The following is a 15,865-nucleotide window of genomic DNA, read 5'->3' as shown; positions in this document are numbered from 1 at the left end:
GGCTGGTGTAAAATGCTTCCCCTTTTGATGTGATTTACGACGATGACTTATTGCATAGGCATGCGCCTGAACGAAGGCCTGGTCTTCCTGTCCGACTCCCGCACCAACGCCGGCGTGGACCAGGTGGGCACCTTCCGCAAGATGAGCGTGTTCGAGAACCCGGGCGACCGCATGCTGGTCCTGATGACGGCCGGCAACTTGTCGATCTCGCAGGCGATCCGCCAGATCGTTTCCGAACACGTGGATGCGGACGGACGCAGCATCTGGAACGTTGCCAGCATGTACGATGCGGCGCGCATCGTGGGCGAAGCCGTGCGCACCGTGCACCTGCGCGAAGCGAAGGCCCTGGCCGACTGCGGCATCGATTTCAACGTCAGCATCATCCTGGGTGGCCAGATAGGCGCCGAGCGCTGCCGGCTGTTCCAGGTGTATTCGGCCGGTAATTTCATCGAATCGCACGATGAAAACACGTATTTCCAGATCGGCGAAGCGAAATACGGCAAGCCCATCATCGACCGGGTCGTCAATCCGTTCACGCGCCTGGACGAGGCGGCCAAGTGCGCCCTCATTTCCATGGATTCGACCTTGCGCTCGAATATTTCCGTCGGCTTGCCGCTCGACCTGCTCGTCTATGAGACGGGCAGCCTGGCCGTCACGCGCTTCGTCACCATCGATGAAAAGAACCAGTATTTCCGCATGATCCGCGACACTTGGGGCGAGCAATTGAAACATGTGTTCGAAGGCATCGTCGACCCCGTATGGAATGCGGCCCCCGAGACGACGACGAACGTGCTGTCGTCCGCCAATATGCACAGCAAGCCCGTGCGCGTAGCCATCCCCGAGCACGTGAGCCGCGGCGGCCTGACCGTGGCGCCCCTGCAATCACTGGCGCAGCAGTTCAGCGACGACAAGCAGCATTGACCGTTGACAGGCCCGCTGCGCGCGCCGCTGGACAAGTCGCTTTTCGCGTGCTTTTATGGCGATGGGTTGACATTTAATCCAGACTGACCTGAAAGGCAGGTGGCGCATGGACTTGATCACTTCCGCTGTGGTGGCAGCCATCGGGCATGGCGCGCCCGGCCACGCGCCTGAAGCCGTCGCCAGCCATTATCAACGGCTGAAGCAGGCCATCACCAGGTTCGACAGCGCGGCCGCCATCCTGGCCGCCATCGCCGCGCTGGAAGCCGAGCCAGGCAGTACCCAGCTGCAACTGGCCCTGTCGGCCGCCCTGTCCAGCGCGAAAGTGCCGGACGACATGGAAACCCTGTTTGCCGCGCAAGGCTTGCTCGACGTCCTGCAGCGGCCTTTCCCTCAAGCACCCGAAGTGGAAGCCCTGCCCGCGCCGGCAGATAAAAGCGCCGTCGTGTCGAATTATGCGGTGGTCAAGGTGTATTTCGCCACCGACCGCCAGCGCGACGTGGGCAAGCCGCCGGCCCAGCGCTTCAGCGGCGAACGCAACATCATGAGCGGCAATGGCCCGCTCAGCTATGGCAGCTGCGACGTCAGCATTCCCCGTGACCACCGCATGGGCCAGCTGGAATCGCCATCGCTGTGGCGCCTGGAGTTTCGCGACGACCCGGCCAAGCACGTGGTGCTGCTGTCGGCCGAGGTGCAGGACCGCGACAATTTCTTTGCCGCACTCAAAACGCAGATCCGCGCCTCTGCCGATAAAAGCGCCTTTGTCTTCGTGCACGGTTACAACGTGAGTTTCGAGGATGCGGCGCGGCGCACGGGACAGATGGCCTACGACCTCGGTTTCGATGGCGCGCCCGTGTTCTACAGCTGGCCGTCGCGCGGCGAGGTGGCCGGCTACACCATCGATGAAAACAATATCGAGTGGAGCACGCCCCACCTCACGGCCTTCCTGGCCGACTTTCTTGCCAGCACGGAGGCGGCGCAGGTGTATCTGGTGGGACACAGCATGGGCAGCCGGGGCCTGTCGCGCGCCGTGGCCGACTTGCTGGGGGCGCAGCCGCAGCTGGCGCAAAAGATCACGGAAATCATCCTGTCCGCGCCCGATATCGACGCCGCCATCTTCAAGCACGATATCGCGCCAAAACTGGCCGGCGCGCGCAACCCCGTCACCCTGTATGCCTCGTCGCAAGACCTGGCCCTGGCCGCCTCGAAGGCCGTGCACGGTTACGCGCGCGCGGGCGACAGCGGCGCCGGCATGCTGATCGTGGCGGGCGTGGAAACCATCGACGCCACCGGGATCGACACGAGCTTCATGAAACACATGTATTTCGCGGAAAAGCGCTCCGCCCTGTCCGACATGTTTTATCTGATACGCAACCATGCGCGCGCCGACCAGCGCTTTCTCGACCCCGTTGATACGGTGGCTGGCCGCTATTGGACATTCAAACCATGACGCCGTTCCATCGAGTGCGGCACGCATGCTAAGATACGGCCCAGAGGGTGGCAACGGGCACGGCGATGACGCCGCCAGCCGATCCCCCGCAAGCAGGCCTATCATGTTGACAACATCTTCTACACCGCACGCCGAATCGCTGATCCGCAACACCAACGCCCGCGTCACCAAGACGCGCGTGAAGGTGCTCGACTTTTTAATGGCGCAAAGCCGTTCGCTGACCCACCATGAAATCCAGCAGGCGCTGTCGCAGGACAGCGACATCGATTCCGTCACCCTGTACCGGGTGCTGGAATGGCTGACGGAAAATGAACTGGTGCACCGCATCGCGGGCGCTGACCAGGTGTGGCGCTTCAGCGCGGGCGCCGGCCACCAGGCGCACGAGCACGCACATTTCCAGTGCACCAAATGCGCGAACGTCACCTGCTTCAATGAAGTCAAGCTGCCGCCGCCCGTGCTCTTGCCGGAAGGCTTCAGCGGCGGCGAGGTCGATTACCTGATCAAGGGCCTGTGCCCGCGCTGCAAATAGCGGGTGTTACCTGAGTAGCAAGGCCAGGTGATGCTCGTCATAAAATAGCTCGCCCACGCGCATCGAGCGCGGCTCCGTGCCATACGCGATAAATCCCAGCGATTCATACAGGCCCAGGGCGGCATTGTTTTCCGCATTCACGCTCAAATGCACTTGCATGATGGCAGGGTCAGCTTCGGCCTGTTCGATGCAGGCATTCACGAGACGCCGCGCCACGCCTTTGCCCCGCTGCGTCACGTCGACGAACACGCCCCACAGCAAGGCCTTGTGCGACAGCTGCCGCATGGATTCGCGGCGCAAGCCGGCAAAACCGACCAGGCGTTCGCCATCGAAGGCGCCAAAAGCCCTGTGCAGCGGGCCGCCGGCGATGCGCTGCGCATGTTCTTGCGGCGTGCGTGCCAGCTCATCCTCGCGCGACGAGGAAAACGAACTGGGCGAATCAAGGATGGCGCGCAGGCGCAGCGCGCAAAAGGCGGCGGTGTCGGCTGGCGTCAGCAGGCGGATGACGATCTCGGGTGCGGGCATGGTGGAATCCGGCAGTTTTTTTCCATTATACCCACGCCACTGCCTCAGGCACGCACGCGGCGCAAACCCAGCAAGGTCCAGCCGTACAGGGCCGCCATCAGCAATACCATGGCCGCGCCCAGCGTCGCCGTCCAGCTTTCCGGCAGCGACCATGCGGAGTCCAGCTTGCCGGCCGCCATGGCGGCGGCCATGGCCACGCAGATGGCGACGATGGGCCAGCCCAGGCGGCGCCGGAAGGCGCGTACGATATCCGCCTGCCCCGTGCGCATGACCTTTGCCGTGACCCAGCCATCAAAAGTATCCGTCACGCCCATGCCCACGGCGAACACTGTGCCTGTGAGCAAGGCCGGCTGCATGCCGCCCAGCGCGACGGCCGCGTAGCCCCAGGCGGCCGCCTGCAGGGCCGTGTCGAACACCAGCGCGAACAGCATGCCGACGAGGATGGCGGCCAGCGGCCCCGATGCGCCCCGCAGCGACCGTGGCAACAGCCGCCCGCGCACCTCGGCCAGTTGCGCCCCGGCCAGCAAGCTGCGCGCATTCATGCCAGCGATCAACAGCAGCAAGGCGATGGGCAGCCATTCCAGCCAGCCGAACACGGCCTTCGACGGTGTAAATTGCTGCGACGCCACGGCGGCCACGGCCACGATGGCCAGCACGGTGACGCCATGGCCCAGCGCAAACAGCGCCCCCATCCACGGCGCCCAGCGCGGCGCTGCGGCCTGGCTGCGCAGGGTCAGACCATCGACGGCGGCCAGGTGGTCGGGTTCCAGGCCATGTCGCATGCCAAGCAGAAAGATCAGCGCCAGGGCGGGCAAGCCCGCTTCCACGCTCATGCGGCCACCTCGACGGGGCTGTCCGCCGTGGCCAGCGCGACCACGCAACGGTCCAGGCCCCGGATCAGCATATCCTGCGGCAAGTCGCGGCCGATAAAAATGATCTTGCTGGCGCGCGTCTCGCCGTCGCGCCACGGCGCACCCAGTTCCGAGCCCATCAGCATGTGCACGCCCTGGAAGACGGCGCGGCATGGCAGGTCGGCAACATACAAAATGCCCTTGTAGCGCATCAGCTGGGCACCGAACAGCTGCACCACGGCATCAAGAAAATTTTCCACCTGCAGCAGATCCAGGGGCTGGGACTGGTGGTAGACGAACGATTGCACTCCGTCGCCATGGCGGTGGCCCAGTTCCCCCAGGAAATCCGGCTCCAGCTCGACGATGGCGTTCAAGTTGAAACCGCGAATGTTCAGGATGTCGCGCAGCGGCACATTGCCAAAGCTGACTTTCTGTATGCTGGCACGGCCATTGATGGCGACCAGCCGCTGGCGCAGCGCGGCCAGCTCGTCCTTGCTGACCAGGTCCGTCTTCGACAGCAGGATGCGGTCGGCAAAGCCCACTTGCTCCTGGGCTTCCTTGTGCGCCGTCAATTGCTGCTGCGCGTGGCGCGCGTCGACCACTGTCAAAATGGCGTCGAGCATGTAAAACTCGCTGATGGAGGGCTCGGCAAAGAAGGTTTGCGCCACGGGACCAGGCGCGGCCAGGCCCGTCGTTTCGATGATCACGTGGTCGAACGCGATGGTTCCGGCTTGACGCCTGGCGTGCAATTCGCCCAGGATGCGGATCAGGTCGCCGCGCACGCTGCAACAGATGCAGCCATTGTTCATTTCCACGATCTGCTCGTCGCTGTCCTGCACCAGCAAGCCATGGTCGATGCTTTCGGCGGCGAATTCGTTTTCGATCACGGCGATGCGCATGCCGTGATCGCCCTGCAATATGCGCTTGAGCATCGTGGTTTTCCCGCTGCCGAGAAAACCCGTGATGATGGTGACGGGGATCAGTTCTGTCATAGTGCTTTCCTGTTGATGGTTAATCTTCGAGTTCTTCCATGCGCTGCCATTGGGGAAACGGGTCGGGCAGCTTGCGCCAGGCGGCCATGCCCTGGCGCGTTTCCGTGTAGTTGAGTTGACATTTCTTCAAGTCCGCCTCGATGGCGGCCTGGTCCATGTCCTGACCGATGAAGACGAGCTCCTGGTAGCGGTCGCCATACGTTTCGCTCCAGCCCGCATTAACTTCCGCCAGCGAGGCCGCATCCGTAGGCCAGCGCTCCTTCGGCACAGAGGCCCACCACAAGCCCACGGGTTCGATATTCATCAGCTTGCCCGCGCCGGACAGGCTGGCCACCCATTCGGGACGGCTGGCCAGCCAGAAATATCCCTTGCTGCGCACCACGCCCTTGATCGGCTGGGCAATGTAGTCATGCAGACGCTGCGCGTGGAACGGCTCTTTCGCCCGGTAGACAAAGCTGCTGATGCCATACGTTTCCGTCTCCGGCGTGTGGGTGCCAGCCAGTTCCTGCGCCCAGCCCGGCATGCTGGCCGCCTGCTCCAGGTCGAACAAGTTCGTGCCCAGGATGGCGTCCAGCGGCACGACGGACTGGTTGGTTTCGATGATGCGCGCGCCGGGATTGAGGGCTTTGATGACGGCCAGCACGCGCAGGCGCTCGGCCGCATCGACCATGTCGACCTTGTTGAGGACGATGACATTGGCAAACTCGATCTGTTCCGTCAGCAAGTTGGCCAGCTGGCGGTCGTCACCCTCGCCCGCGATCTCACCGCGCTGCTCCAGGCTGTCTTCGCTATGGAAATCCGCCAGCAGGTTGGCGCAGTCGACGACGGTGACCATGCAGTCGATGCGCGCCACGTCGTTCAGGCTGTCGCCGTGCTCGTCCTCGAAGTCGAAGGTGGCGGCCACGGGCATCGGCTCGCCCACGCCCGTCGATTCGATCAGCAAATAATCGAAGCGGTCTTCCGCAGCCAGGCGCCGCACTTCCAGCAACAGATCGTCACGCAGCGTGCAGCAGATGCAGCCATTCGACATTTCCACGAGTTTTTCTTCCGTGCGCGACAGGGCCGCACCGGCCGCTTCCGCGCTGTCTTTCACCAGCGAGGCGTCGATATTGACTTCGCTCATGTCGTTGACGATGACGGCCACCCGCTTGCCTTCGCGGTTGCGCAAGATGTGGTTGAGCAAGGTGGTCTTGCCGGCGCCGAGAAAGCCGGACAGGACGGTGACGGGGAGTTTGCGCTGGGTCATGGGTATCTTTCAGATGGCGTTGATTGAGGGAGGCGATGGACGCTCGCACTTTAAATGCAAGTCTATTGCGTTTGAATTATAATGCAGCTCAGTTGCATTTGTGCAGCAATCTTTGCCTGTCAGCCAGTTACCCGAAAGAACTCCATGCTCCACCTCGCCTCCCTGACCTATGGCTACGATCCCGCCAGCCCGGTGCTCGATATCGCCGCCTTTCACTTGCCCGCCGGGCGCCACGCGTTGCTGCTGGGGCCATCCGGCTCCGGCAAATCGACCTTGTTGCATTTGCTGGCCGGCATCCTGGCGCCCCAGGCGGGCCGCCTCGACGTCGCGGGCACGTCCCTGCCCGGCCTCACGCCGCGCCAGCGCGACAGCTGGCGCGGCCGCGCCATCGGCTTGCTGCCCCAGCAACTGGCATTGGTGCCCAGCTTGAACGTGCTCGATAATGTCTTGCTGCCCGCCTATGCCATCGGCCAGCGGCCCGATCCCGCCCGCGCGGCCAGCCTGCTGGGCCAGCTGGGCCTGGCCAACAAGCTCGATGCCTATCCGCACGCCCTGAGCGGCGGAGAACGGCAGCGGGCCGCCATCGCGCGCGCCGTCGTCATGCGACCGCGGCTGATCCTGGCCGACGAGCCGACGGACAACCTCGACGACGCCGCCTGCGCCGCCGTCGTCAACCTGATGGCCAGCCAGGCTGAACAAGTTGGCGCCTCGCTGGTGATCGCCAGCCACGACGCCAGGGTGCTGGCCGCCTTGCCCGATGCGCTCGTGTTGCGCCTGCCCCGCTCCAGCTCCAGAGTGGCGACATGAACGCGGCCACCCTGGCCTGGCGCGCCCTGCGCCACAAGCCGCTGGCGTCCAGCCTGAATCTGCTGCTGGTCGCCATCGGCATCGCCATGATGACCTTCATCCTTGCCGTCTCCAGCCAGCTGGAAGAGCACGCCGAACGCGATGCCCAGGGCATCGACCTGGTGGTGGGCGCGAAAGGTTCGCCCTTGCAATTGATTTTGTCATCCGTGTATCACGCCGATATTCCGACCGGTAACATTCCCGACACGGCACTGGCGGCGCTGTCCGCGCAGCCGCTGGTGCAATCCGCGATCCCGCTCGCGCTGGGCGACAACTTCCACGGTTACCGCATCGTCGGCAGCACCACGGCGCTGCTGGAGCACTATGGTGCGCACCTGGCGCAAGGCAAACTGTTCACGCAGCCGATGCAAGCCGTGTTCGGCGCCCAAGCGGCCCGCGAAACGGGCGCGACTCTGGGCGCCAGCTTTGCCGGCTCGCACGGCCTGGCGGCGGGCGGAGAATTGCACGACCACGCGCCCTACACGGTAGCGGGCATCCTGGCGCCTACGGGCACGGTGCTCGATCGCCTGATCCTCACGCCCGTCGCTTCCGTGTGGCGAGTGCATGAAACGGATCCCGATGAACACCCCAGCAGCGCGCCGGAGCGCGAACTGACGGCCGTGCTGGTGCAGTACGCTTCGCCCCTGGCCGCGCTCAGCCTGCCGCGCTGGGTCAATGGCCAGCCGCGCCTGCAGGCGGCGCAGCCCGCCTTCGAGGCGGCACGGCTGTTCAATCTAGTTGGCGTGGGTATCGATGTGCTGCGGGCGATCGCCGCCGGCGTGCTGCTGGTGGCGGCCCTGTCCCTGTTCGTGGCCCTGTATGGCGCGCTGGAAGAGCGCAAGACTGACCTGGCCATCCTGCGCACCCTGGGCGCCTCGCCCGCCAAACTGCTGCGCTTGCTGCTGGCGCAAGGCTTGCTGCTGTCATTGACGGGCGCGGCGCTGGGCTGGCTGCTGGGCCATGCCGGTGTCGGCTTGCTGGAATCGATGCAGCAACTGAATCTGCAAGCGTGGCGTATCGCGCCCGGTGAAGCGTGGTTGCCCGTGACTGCCGCAGCGGTGGGTTTGCTGGCCGCAGCCATTCCCGCCGCGCGCGCCTACCGCACCGATATCGCCGCCACCCTGGCGCGCCCCTGAAAGGAAATACATGTTGAAAATCATGGTGTTGACTGTCTGCCTGCTGCCGGCCGGCCTCGCCGCAGCGGCCCCCGCCGACGAACCACCGTCGTTCTTCGCCCCCTTGACGGACTTGCCCGGCGTCGTATCGTGGAAACTGCTGGGTCAGGCCACCACGGTCAAGGCGAAAAAGGGCCGCATGGTGCCGAAATACACGCCGGAAATCAGCGCGCTCGACAATACGGAGGTGAAAGTGCAAGGCTTCATGATGCCCTTGGAACCGGGGCAAAAGCAGAAACACTTCCTGCTGACCATTACCTCGGCCAGCTGCGCCTTTTGCCTGCCTGCCGGCCCGGAAGGCGTGGTGGAGATCAAGAGCAAGACGCCCGTAAAGTTCAGCTATGCGCCCTTTATCGTGCAAGGCAAGCTGAAAGTGCTGGCCAGCGACCCCATGGGCCTGTATTACCGCATGACGGATGCAGCCGTGGTGCCGCAATGACACGCTGGCCAGCGCTGCTGCTGATGGCCACGGCATGCCATGCAAACGCCGCGCCGCTCTCCTTTGACCTGCCTCGCCTCGATGGCGATGGCAGGCTGAATCTCGGCCAGCTCCCAGGGCAACCTGTGGTGCTGAACTTCTGGGCCAGCAACTGCCTGCCGTGCATCCAGGAGTTGCCAATTTTCAATGCCCACGCCGCCAGCCAGCCCGGCTTGACCTTTATCGGCATCGCCATCGACACGCGGGCGGCCGCGCAAGCGTTCCTGCGGCAGCACCCGGCCAGCTATCCGCAGGCCTTGGCCTCACCCGCCTTGCTGCCCATCTTTGGCAATCAAATCAAGGGCTTGCCGTACACAGTGATTCTGACTTCTCAACATCAAATCTGTACCCGGCGCCTGGGCGCCATCGATGCGGCCTGGCTAGCCAAGGCCGTGGCCGCCTGCGCGCGCCCCTGAATCCATGCGCCCCGCACGGCTGTCATCGCCGCGTCATATGGCGGCGTTACAGTCGCGTCCTTTGAATCTCTCCGAGGGCGGTAATGAAAACAAATTGGGTCATGCTTGCGGCGCTGGCAAGTGCAGGTCTCGTCGGTTGCAACGGCAGTTCGAATACCCCGGCGGCGCCGGCCATTCCCGAAGGCACGACGGTCACCGTGGCATTGTTGGAAACCACCGATATCCACTCGAACGTCTTGAGTTATAACTACTATGCGCTGGCCGAAGACACCAGCCTGGGCCTGGAGCGCACGTCAACCCTGATCCAGGCGGCGCGCACGGAAAATCCGAACAACGTCTTGCTCGACGATGGCGACGTCATCCAGGGCACTTTGCTGGCCGACCTGCAAGCCGTGGCCGCGCCCGTGCCCTGCTCCAGCACCTTGGCCGTGCACAAGGCGATGAACGCGCTGAAATATGACGCGGGCGGCATGGGCAACCACGAATTCAACTACGGCTTGCCATACCTGAGCCAGATCACCAACACGGATTTCGGCATACCCGGCGTGGCCAAGCCGACGGGTACGTGCGGCGCGCCCGCCTTCCCTTCCGTGCTGAGCAATGTCGTCGGCGTGTCCAGCGGCAAGCCGATTTTCCAGCCCTATACCCTGCTCCCGCGCGATTTTACCGCCACGGCGCCCGATGGCAGCAAGCTGACCGTGAAAATCAATGTGGGCGTGCTGAGCTTTGTGCCGCCGCAAATCCTCGAATGGGACCAGAAAGTGCTCGCTGGCAAGGTCAGCGTGACGGGCGTGCAGGAAGCGGCGAAACAATACGTGCCGGAATTGCGCAGCAAGGGCGCCGACCTCGTCGTGGCCCTGTCGCACGGCGGCCTCGATACCAGTCCCTACAGCCCGAAGATGGAAAACGGCAGCTATCATTTGACCAGCACGGGCATCGACGCGCTGATGATCGGCCACTCGCACTTGATCTTCCCGAAAGGCAAGGAAAAGGGCGCGGCCGCGCTGGACGCCTCGTTCGCCGCCTTCCCCGCCAGCGCCAAGATCGATGCCGAGAACGGCTTTGTCAACGGCGTGCCCACCGTCATGGCGCAAAGCTGGGGCCGCCGTTTGGGCATCATCAAGCTGACGATGGTCTATCAGGGTGGTAAATGGGTGGTGCAGCCGGCCAAGACGACGGTGGAATCGCGCGGCTTCAAGTACGCGGATGGCAAGACCCTCGTGAACGCCGACCCCGCCATCGCGCCGCTGGTGGCCACCGAGCACGCGGCCACCATCGCCTACGCCAAGCAGCCGCTGGGCATCAGCACGGATTTCGAGATGTCCGCCTATTTTGCGCTGGTGGGCGACGTGAGCGCCATCCAGCTGGTGAACCAGGCGCAGCTTGATTACGTAAAAAACTTCATCGCCACCAGCACGGACGCGACCTTGTCCAGCTACAAGAACATCCCCGTCATCTCGTGCAGCGCGCCGTTCAAGGCGGGCCGCAATGGGCCATCGGACTTCACGGATGTGGCTGCGGGCGCTTCCCCTGCCGCACCGGTCGGCTTGCAAGTGCGCAATCCGGGCGACCTGTATTTATATAGCAATAACAACTTGCAAGCCGTGAAAATCAAGGGATCGGACTTGAAGGCCTGGCTGGAAACGTCGGCCAGGCAATTCAACCAGATCGACCCGGCCAGCAGCGCCGAGCAAGACCTGGTGCCGTCGTATGCCACGATCTATAACTATGACGTGTTTTATGCGGAAAACAATGCGCTGACGTACCAGATCGACGTGACGAAAAAGCTGGGCAGCCGCATCGTCAACCTCACGTACAAGGGCGCGCCAGTGGCCGATGGCGATGACTTCATCGTCGCCACCAACGACTACCGCGCCGGCGGCGGCGGCGCCGTGCCTGGCATCGATGGCAGCAAAACCATTATCAAGTCGCCCGATGCGAACCAGGCCGTGGTCAGCAACTACCTGGCGTCGCTCAGCACCAAAGGCGGCAAGGTGACCCTGGCGGCGAATGGCAGCGCGCGTAGCTGGAGCTTCGTCAAGACGGCCACGGCCGGCCCCGTGATCCTGCGCTCGGCGCCGGGCCATCTGGCGCTGGCGCAAGCGAGCGGCATCGCCAACGTGGCGGCCGAAGGCGGACTCGACGCCAGCGGCTTCGCCAAGTACCGCATCGACCTGAGCAAATAAGGTCCATGGGCCGGGGCTGCGGCAGTTCCGGCCTGTCTTGATGAAAGCTGATCAATATGAAACATGCACTCTCCCTGTCCGCCATCGTGCTGGGCACTGCCCTGTCCGCCTGCCAGTCGTCGCCGCCACCCACGGCGGCCGAAATCGAAGCCGTCGCCATGCATGCGCGTCAGGCGGGCGACCAGCAGGCCGAACGCAAGGTACGCGGCTGGGCCAGCAAGGACATGCCCGTCGCCGAGCGCGAACTGGCGCTGATTTACCAGCCCCGTCCCGAACGCCGCGCCGAAGCCTTGAGCCTGTTTGAACAGGCGGCCCGCGCGGGCGACACGGAAGCGGCCTTCGAACTGGGCCAGATGCTGCGCGCCGCCACGCCGGCCCAAGCCTGGCTGTGGTACCGGCAAGCGGCGCAGCAAGGCCACGCGAAGGCGGCTCTGATGCTGGGCTTGCTGGCGGCGAATGGCGAAGGCGTGCCGCAAGATCCCGTGATCGCCGCGCACTGGCTGGACAAGTCGAGCGAACTGGGTAATCCACACGCCATGTTTTTGCTCTACAACGCCTACCGCGAAGGCCGCGGCGTGCCGCGCGACCTGGCCAAGGGTCACGAGCTGCTGGAAGAAGCGGCCCACCACGAATACCCGCCCGCCATCCAGGAACTGGCCATGACGGTGCAGGCCAACGACGCCCTGCGCGCCGGCCACCTGATGAAGGAAGCGACGGAGCACCGGCACAATAACTGGAACAAGTTTTAGAAACTGGGCAAAAGGCCAGTGGCGCGGTCAAGGCCTGCCTTTATATACTTGCAACTTGCAAGCGTGCGGGAGCGGCAGCTATTCAGCGCTTATGATGCAAGTACGCCGCCTGAGCTTGCTCGGGCGGCGTGGCAAGCCATCCCGCACAAAAAAGTTTACACTGGTTTGCATTTTAGAAATTTTACTCTGGACCAGCCCCGGTGAGTGTTCATTCAACCCAGCCAGTGTTTGAGTAGCGCCGGTGCGTCCATTGCTCTGCCTAGCCATGAAAGAAAGAGTCCAATGAAAAAGCTGACCACCGCCTTTGGCGCGCCTGTCGTCGACAACCAGAACATCCAGACGGCCGGTCCACGCGGCCCCGCCCTGCTGCAAGATGTATGGTTCCTGGAAAAGCTGGCCCACTTCGACCGTGAAGTCATCCCCGAGCGCCGCATGCATGCCAAGGGTTCCGGCGCGCACGGCACGTTTACCGTCACGCACGACATCACGCGCTACACGCGGGCGAAAATCTTTGGCGAAGTGGGCAAGAAAACGCCGATGTTCGCGCGCTTTTCCACGGTGGCCGGCGAACGGGGCGCGGCGGATGCGGAACGCGATATCCGCGGCTTCGCCCTGAAGTTCTATACGGAAGAAGGAAACTGGGACCTGGTCGGCAACAATACGCCCGTGTTTTTCATGCGCGACCCCTTGAAATTTCCCGATCTGAATCACGCCATCAAGCGCGACCCACGCACGGGCTTGCGCAGCGCCAACAGCAACTGGGATTTCTGGACCTCGCTGCCCGAAGCGCTGCACCAGGTAACGGTAGTGATGAGCGACCGGGGCTTGCCGCGCAGCTTCCGCCACATGCACGGCTTCGGCAGCCACACTTTCAGCTTCCTGAATGCGCAAAACGAGCGTTTCTGGGTCAAGTTCACCTTGAAAACCCAGCAAGGCATTCAAAACCTGACGGACCAGGAAGCCGAGGAACTGGTCGGCAAGGACCGCGAAAGCTCGCACCGCGACCTGTACGAAAGCATCGAAAACAAGGATTTTCCCCGCTGGACCCTGTACGTGCAGATCATGCCGGAAAAAGAGGCAGGCACGTATCACCTGAACCCCTTCGACCTGTCGAAAGTTTGGCCGCACGGCGACTATCCGCTGATCGAAGTGGGCGTGCTGGAACTGAACCGCAATGCCGACAACCACTTCGCCGAAGTGGAACAGGCAGCCTTCAACCCGGCCAACGTGGTGCCCGGCATCAGCTTTTCGCCGGACAAGATGCTGCAAGGCCGGCTGTTTTCGTATGGCGACGCGCAGCGCTACCGCCTCGGCGTCAACCACAGCCATATCCCCGTCAACGCGCCGAAGTGCCCGTTCCACAGCTACCACCGCGACGGCCAGATGCGGGTCGACGGCAACATGGGCGGCACCCTGGGCTATGAACCGAACAGCGAGCAGGAATGGGCCGAGCAACCGGACTTCCGCGAGCCGCCGCTCAGCATCGAGGGCGCGGCCGACCACTGGAACCACCGGGTCGACGAGGATTACTATTCGCAGCCGCGCGCCCTGTTCCGCCTGATGACCGCGGCGCAACAGCAAGCCTTGTTCGACAACACGGCGCGCGCCATTTCGGGCGCCTCGGAACAAGTCAAGCAACGCCACATCGGCAACTGCACCCTGTGCGACCCCGCCTATGGCGCGGGCGTGGCCGAAGCGATCGGCCGCCTGAGCAAATAAGGCAGGCTACAGGACTGCATGGAAGGCCTGGCAACAGGTCTTCCATCGCAACGCAACGCTCCGCCGCGGCAAGGTGTCCAGGCCCGCTTGCTGCCTACCAGCGCTGGATATCGATCTGGCCCGTGATGCTCGTTTCCACCGGATAACCTTCGACCTGCGAAGGCACGCGCCGCTTGACGGACGAGTCGCGCAGGTACACGACGAGCGCTTCCTTGCCCACGGCCGTTTGCCCCACGCTGACGCCTTCCACGCCATCGATGGCCATCAGCGCCCGCTCGTTGCGGCGCTTTGCCGCTTCCAGGCGGCCCTGGGGCGCGGCAGGGGCGTACTGCCCCATGCCCTGTCCAGGGGTCTCATCCGGCAAATACGGCATGGCGGCGTCCTCGAAGACGGCATATGGCGATTGTGCGAATTTACTGTTTGACATGACAGACCCTCCTGATGCCTTCCATGATACACCCGCCCATCCGGCGTTGCAGCACGCTTCGCCAGCCCGAACCAAGCGTGGCGGCGTCCCTTGCCCAAGATCATCATCGTGCAAAAAGTGGCGTTATGCAAGGCGCCTCGCCTGGTCGTAAAAGCGTGCTCAGGTGTACAAATTGATGTCGAGCGCCACCACCACGCGCCGCATCTGGTTGGCAAAGGTGATGTTATTACCGCCCGCAAACAGCAGACCGACGGGATTGCGCTGCTGGTTCCAGGTCCAGATGGACGAGCCGGAGTCGCCGCCCGCGCTGAACGCCCCGCTCACGCCCGTGATGGCGATCTGGTCCTGGAACAGCGCGATCCTGCCGCCGCCGTAATTGACGTTGATGGTGGCGCCCAGGCCCGTGATGCGGCCCTGCGTCAACTGCGTCGTGCGGCCGGACTTGCCGACCATCATGCCCAGCGCGGGCGCCACCAGCGCATTGCTGATGCGGAAGTAGGCGGGCACGCCGCCGCTCAGGTATACCAGTTCGGGACGCACCCTGTCTGGCCAGGCCCAGCCGGTGGCGCAATCGACAAAATTGACGCCGCCGCTGAAATTGATGGGCACGAAGCGTTCAAGCACGGCCACCTGGTCTTGCGGGCAGCGGCCGCCGTCGATGGGGCCAGGCTGCACGATGCAGTCGTTGAACACGCCGCCATTGGAATTGGCCAGCACGTGGTTATTGCTAAGTATCATCAAGCGGCTGTTGCGCGGCGCGCTGCGCCCCACGGCCAGGCAGCCGATGGTGCCGGCCGTGATGCGGAAATGCCCGACCGACACGCCGCCTGGCGCCGGACGCAGGCGGAAACGGTGCGGTTGCGCATCGATCACGCCCGTGACGACGATGTTGACGGGCACGCTGTCGCTGGCCACGGCGCGCACGCCCATGGCTCCCACGATGGCGGCCTTGGCGCGGTCGACGGAAGTGGGCTCGGCCACGTACAGGGTCAGGGCCGGCAAGCCTGGCTCGCCGGACGAGCTGTCGCTGGCGCCCTCGCCCAGGCCGATGGACACACCCTGGATATTGCCGCCGTCGCTGAAGGCGTCGGCCGCGCGCACGCCGGCCGCCTGGGAAATGGACTGGCGCATGCCGTCTTCGATGCTGCGCTTGATTTCCAGCAATTCCATGCTGACGCCGCTCAAGGCGTCGGGCACGTCCGAGACGGACGCGCTCTCGATCGTATTGTCGTCTTCGCCGGGGGCGGAAAATTGCCCGACGGCCTCTTCATCATCCGCGCTTTGCCCCCTGCCGCTGCCGCCAGGCGGGGCGCTGAAACCATTCTCGTTACCTATCATGATGTTCTCCTCGTTGGTCA

General features: G+C 63.8%; 16 protein-coding genes. 10 read left to right on the top strand and 6 right to left on the bottom strand.

The window, feature by feature from the left end:
* Positions 1-42 precede the first annotated feature (42 nt).
* The 3 genes from HWE17_RS24450 to HWE17_RS24440 all read left to right on the top strand — a co-directional run bounded on the left by HWE17_RS24450 (position 43) and on the right by HWE17_RS24440 (position 2,897).
* A complete protein-coding gene (locus HWE17_RS24450) occupies positions 43-921 on the top strand; it encodes a peptidase (protein ID WP_099401922.1) in 879 nt (292 codons plus the stop codon).
* 106 nt (positions 922-1,027) lie between these two features.
* Positions 1,028-2,368, top strand: coding sequence for an alpha/beta hydrolase (locus HWE17_RS24445; protein ID WP_176390565.1), 1,341 nt, complete (start codon positions 1,028-1,030; stop codon positions 2,366-2,368).
* A 103-nt stretch (positions 2,369-2,471) separates the two neighbouring features.
* Positions 2,472-2,897 carry a Fur family transcriptional regulator gene (locus tag HWE17_RS24440; protein WP_176390564.1) on the top strand — a complete coding sequence of 142 codons (426 nt, stop codon included), beginning with the start codon at positions 2,472-2,474 and terminating at the stop codon, positions 2,895-2,897.
* A 6-nt stretch (positions 2,898-2,903) separates the two neighbouring features.
* Here HWE17_RS24440 and HWE17_RS24435 read toward each other — a convergent pair whose 3' ends face one another.
* Genes HWE17_RS24435 through zigA form a run of 4 tightly spaced genes read right to left on the bottom strand, consistent with a single transcriptional unit; the run spans position 2,904 to position 6,511 of the window.
* Positions 2,904-3,422: a GNAT family N-acetyltransferase gene (locus HWE17_RS24435; RefSeq protein WP_176390563.1), complete on the bottom strand. Its 519-nt coding sequence runs from the start codon at positions 3,420-3,422 to the stop codon at positions 2,904-2,906.
* A gap of 44 nt (positions 3,423-3,466) precedes the next feature.
* Complete coding sequence (locus tag HWE17_RS24430) at positions 3,467-4,255, bottom strand: hypothetical protein (protein ID WP_176390562.1); 789 nt, start codon at positions 4,253-4,255, stop codon at positions 3,467-3,469.
* Positions 4,252-5,265 carry a GTP-binding protein gene (locus HWE17_RS24425; RefSeq protein ID WP_176390561.1) on the bottom strand — a complete coding sequence of 338 codons (1,014 nt, stop codon included), beginning with the start codon at positions 5,263-5,265 and terminating at the stop codon, positions 4,252-4,254. Before HWE17_RS24425 ends, HWE17_RS24430 begins: the two co-directional genes overlap by 4 nt.
* A gap of 19 nt (positions 5,266-5,284) precedes the next feature.
* Positions 5,285-6,511, bottom strand: coding sequence for a zinc metallochaperone GTPase ZigA (gene zigA, locus HWE17_RS24420; RefSeq protein ID WP_035818799.1), 1,227 nt, complete (start codon positions 6,509-6,511; stop codon positions 5,285-5,287).
* A gap of 144 nt (positions 6,512-6,655) precedes the next feature.
* On the opposite strand from zigA, the gene HWE17_RS24415 reads away from it, so the two are divergent.
* The 7 genes from HWE17_RS24415 (at position 6,656) to HWE17_RS24385 (ending at position 14,080) form a co-directional block, all read left to right on the top strand.
* Positions 6,656-7,318: an ABC transporter ATP-binding protein gene (locus tag HWE17_RS24415; protein ID WP_176390560.1), complete on the top strand. Its 663-nt coding sequence runs from the start codon at positions 6,656-6,658 to the stop codon at positions 7,316-7,318.
* Positions 7,315-8,493: an ABC transporter permease gene (locus HWE17_RS24410; protein ID WP_176390559.1), complete on the top strand. Its 1,179-nt coding sequence runs from the start codon at positions 7,315-7,317 to the stop codon at positions 8,491-8,493. The genes HWE17_RS24415 and HWE17_RS24410 overlap by 4 nt, the downstream gene beginning before the upstream one ends.
* A 10-nt stretch (positions 8,494-8,503) precedes the next feature.
* On the top strand, positions 8,504-8,971 hold the full coding sequence (locus HWE17_RS24405; protein ID WP_176390558.1) for a DUF3299 domain-containing protein: 468 nt from the start codon (positions 8,504-8,506) through the stop codon (positions 8,969-8,971).
* Positions 8,968-9,426 carry a TlpA disulfide reductase family protein gene (locus HWE17_RS24400; protein ID WP_176390557.1) on the top strand — a complete coding sequence of 153 codons (459 nt, stop codon included), beginning with the start codon at positions 8,968-8,970 and terminating at the stop codon, positions 9,424-9,426. The genes HWE17_RS24405 and HWE17_RS24400 overlap by 4 nt, the downstream gene beginning before the upstream one ends.
* Positions 9,427-9,509: 83 nt before the next feature.
* The gene (locus tag HWE17_RS24395) at positions 9,510-11,612 is read left to right on the top strand and encodes a bifunctional 2',3'-cyclic-nucleotide 2'-phosphodiesterase/3'-nucleotidase (protein ID WP_176390556.1); all 2,103 of its coding nucleotides are present in this window, start codon (positions 9,510-9,512) and stop codon (positions 11,610-11,612) included.
* Positions 11,613-11,668: 56 nt separating this feature from the next.
* On the top strand, positions 11,669-12,361 hold the full coding sequence (locus HWE17_RS24390; RefSeq protein ID WP_176390555.1) for a tetratricopeptide repeat protein: 693 nt from the start codon (positions 11,669-11,671) through the stop codon (positions 12,359-12,361).
* Between the two features lie 282 nt (positions 12,362-12,643).
* The gene (locus HWE17_RS24385; protein WP_176390554.1) at positions 12,644-14,080 is read left to right on the top strand and encodes a catalase; all 1,437 of its coding nucleotides are present in this window, start codon (positions 12,644-12,646) and stop codon (positions 14,078-14,080) included.
* A gap of 94 nt (positions 14,081-14,174) precedes the next feature.
* Here the strand turns inward: HWE17_RS24385 and HWE17_RS24380 are convergent, their stop codons facing one another.
* Both HWE17_RS24380 and HWE17_RS24375 read right to left on the bottom strand, forming a co-directional pair.
* Complete coding sequence (locus HWE17_RS24380; RefSeq protein WP_176390553.1) at positions 14,175-14,507, bottom strand: hypothetical protein; 333 nt, start codon at positions 14,505-14,507, stop codon at positions 14,175-14,177.
* 159 nt (positions 14,508-14,666) lie between these two features.
* On the bottom strand, positions 14,667-15,845 hold the full coding sequence (locus HWE17_RS24375) for a hypothetical protein (protein WP_099402213.1): 1,179 nt from the start codon (positions 15,843-15,845) through the stop codon (positions 14,667-14,669).
* Positions 15,846-15,865 lie beyond the last annotated feature (20 nt).

This window comes from Janthinobacterium sp. BJB401, from assembly GCF_013372745.1.
Classification (GTDB): Bacteria; Pseudomonadota; Gammaproteobacteria; order Burkholderiales; family Burkholderiaceae_D; genus Janthinobacterium; species Janthinobacterium rivuli.
The sequence above is the reverse complement of the archived record's forward strand: the minus strand, read 5'-3'. Positions and strand labels throughout refer to the sequence as shown.

Bases quoted from the DNA above. Each gene is read 5' to 3' on its own strand.
- HWE17_RS24450 (WP_099401922.1), top strand. From the start codon at position 43: ATGACTTATTGCATAGGCATGCGCCTGAACGAAGGCCTGGTCTTCCTG.
- HWE17_RS24445 (WP_176390565.1), top strand. From the start codon at position 1,028: ATGGACTTGATCACTTCCGCTGTGGTGGCAGCCATCGGGCATGGCGCG.
- HWE17_RS24440 (WP_176390564.1), top strand. From the start codon at position 2,472: ATGTTGACAACATCTTCTACACCGCACGCCGAATCGCTGATCCGCAAC.
- HWE17_RS24435 (WP_176390563.1), bottom strand. From the start codon at position 3,422: ATGCCCGCACCCGAGATCGTCATCCGCCTGCTGACGCCAGCCGACACC.
- HWE17_RS24430 (WP_176390562.1), bottom strand. From the start codon at position 4,255: ATGAGCGTGGAAGCGGGCTTGCCCGCCCTGGCGCTGATCTTTCTGCTT.
- HWE17_RS24425 (WP_176390561.1), bottom strand. From the start codon at position 5,265: ATGACAGAACTGATCCCCGTCACCATCATCACGGGTTTTCTCGGCAGC.
- zigA (WP_035818799.1), bottom strand. From the start codon at position 6,511: ATGACCCAGCGCAAACTCCCCGTCACCGTCCTGTCCGGCTTTCTCGGC.
- HWE17_RS24415 (WP_176390560.1), top strand. From the start codon at position 6,656: ATGCTCCACCTCGCCTCCCTGACCTATGGCTACGATCCCGCCAGCCCG.
- HWE17_RS24410 (WP_176390559.1), top strand. From the start codon at position 7,315: ATGAACGCGGCCACCCTGGCCTGGCGCGCCCTGCGCCACAAGCCGCTG.
- HWE17_RS24405 (WP_176390558.1), top strand. From the start codon at position 8,504: ATGTTGAAAATCATGGTGTTGACTGTCTGCCTGCTGCCGGCCGGCCTC.
- HWE17_RS24400 (WP_176390557.1), top strand. From the start codon at position 8,968: ATGACACGCTGGCCAGCGCTGCTGCTGATGGCCACGGCATGCCATGCA.
- HWE17_RS24395 (WP_176390556.1), top strand. From the start codon at position 9,510: ATGAAAACAAATTGGGTCATGCTTGCGGCGCTGGCAAGTGCAGGTCTC.
- HWE17_RS24390 (WP_176390555.1), top strand. From the start codon at position 11,669: ATGAAACATGCACTCTCCCTGTCCGCCATCGTGCTGGGCACTGCCCTG.
- HWE17_RS24385 (WP_176390554.1), top strand. From the start codon at position 12,644: ATGAAAAAGCTGACCACCGCCTTTGGCGCGCCTGTCGTCGACAACCAG.
- HWE17_RS24380 (WP_176390553.1), bottom strand. From the start codon at position 14,507: ATGTCAAACAGTAAATTCGCACAATCGCCATATGCCGTCTTCGAGGAC.
- HWE17_RS24375 (WP_099402213.1), bottom strand. From the start codon at position 15,845: ATGATAGGTAACGAGAATGGTTTCAGCGCCCCGCCTGGCGGCAGCGGC.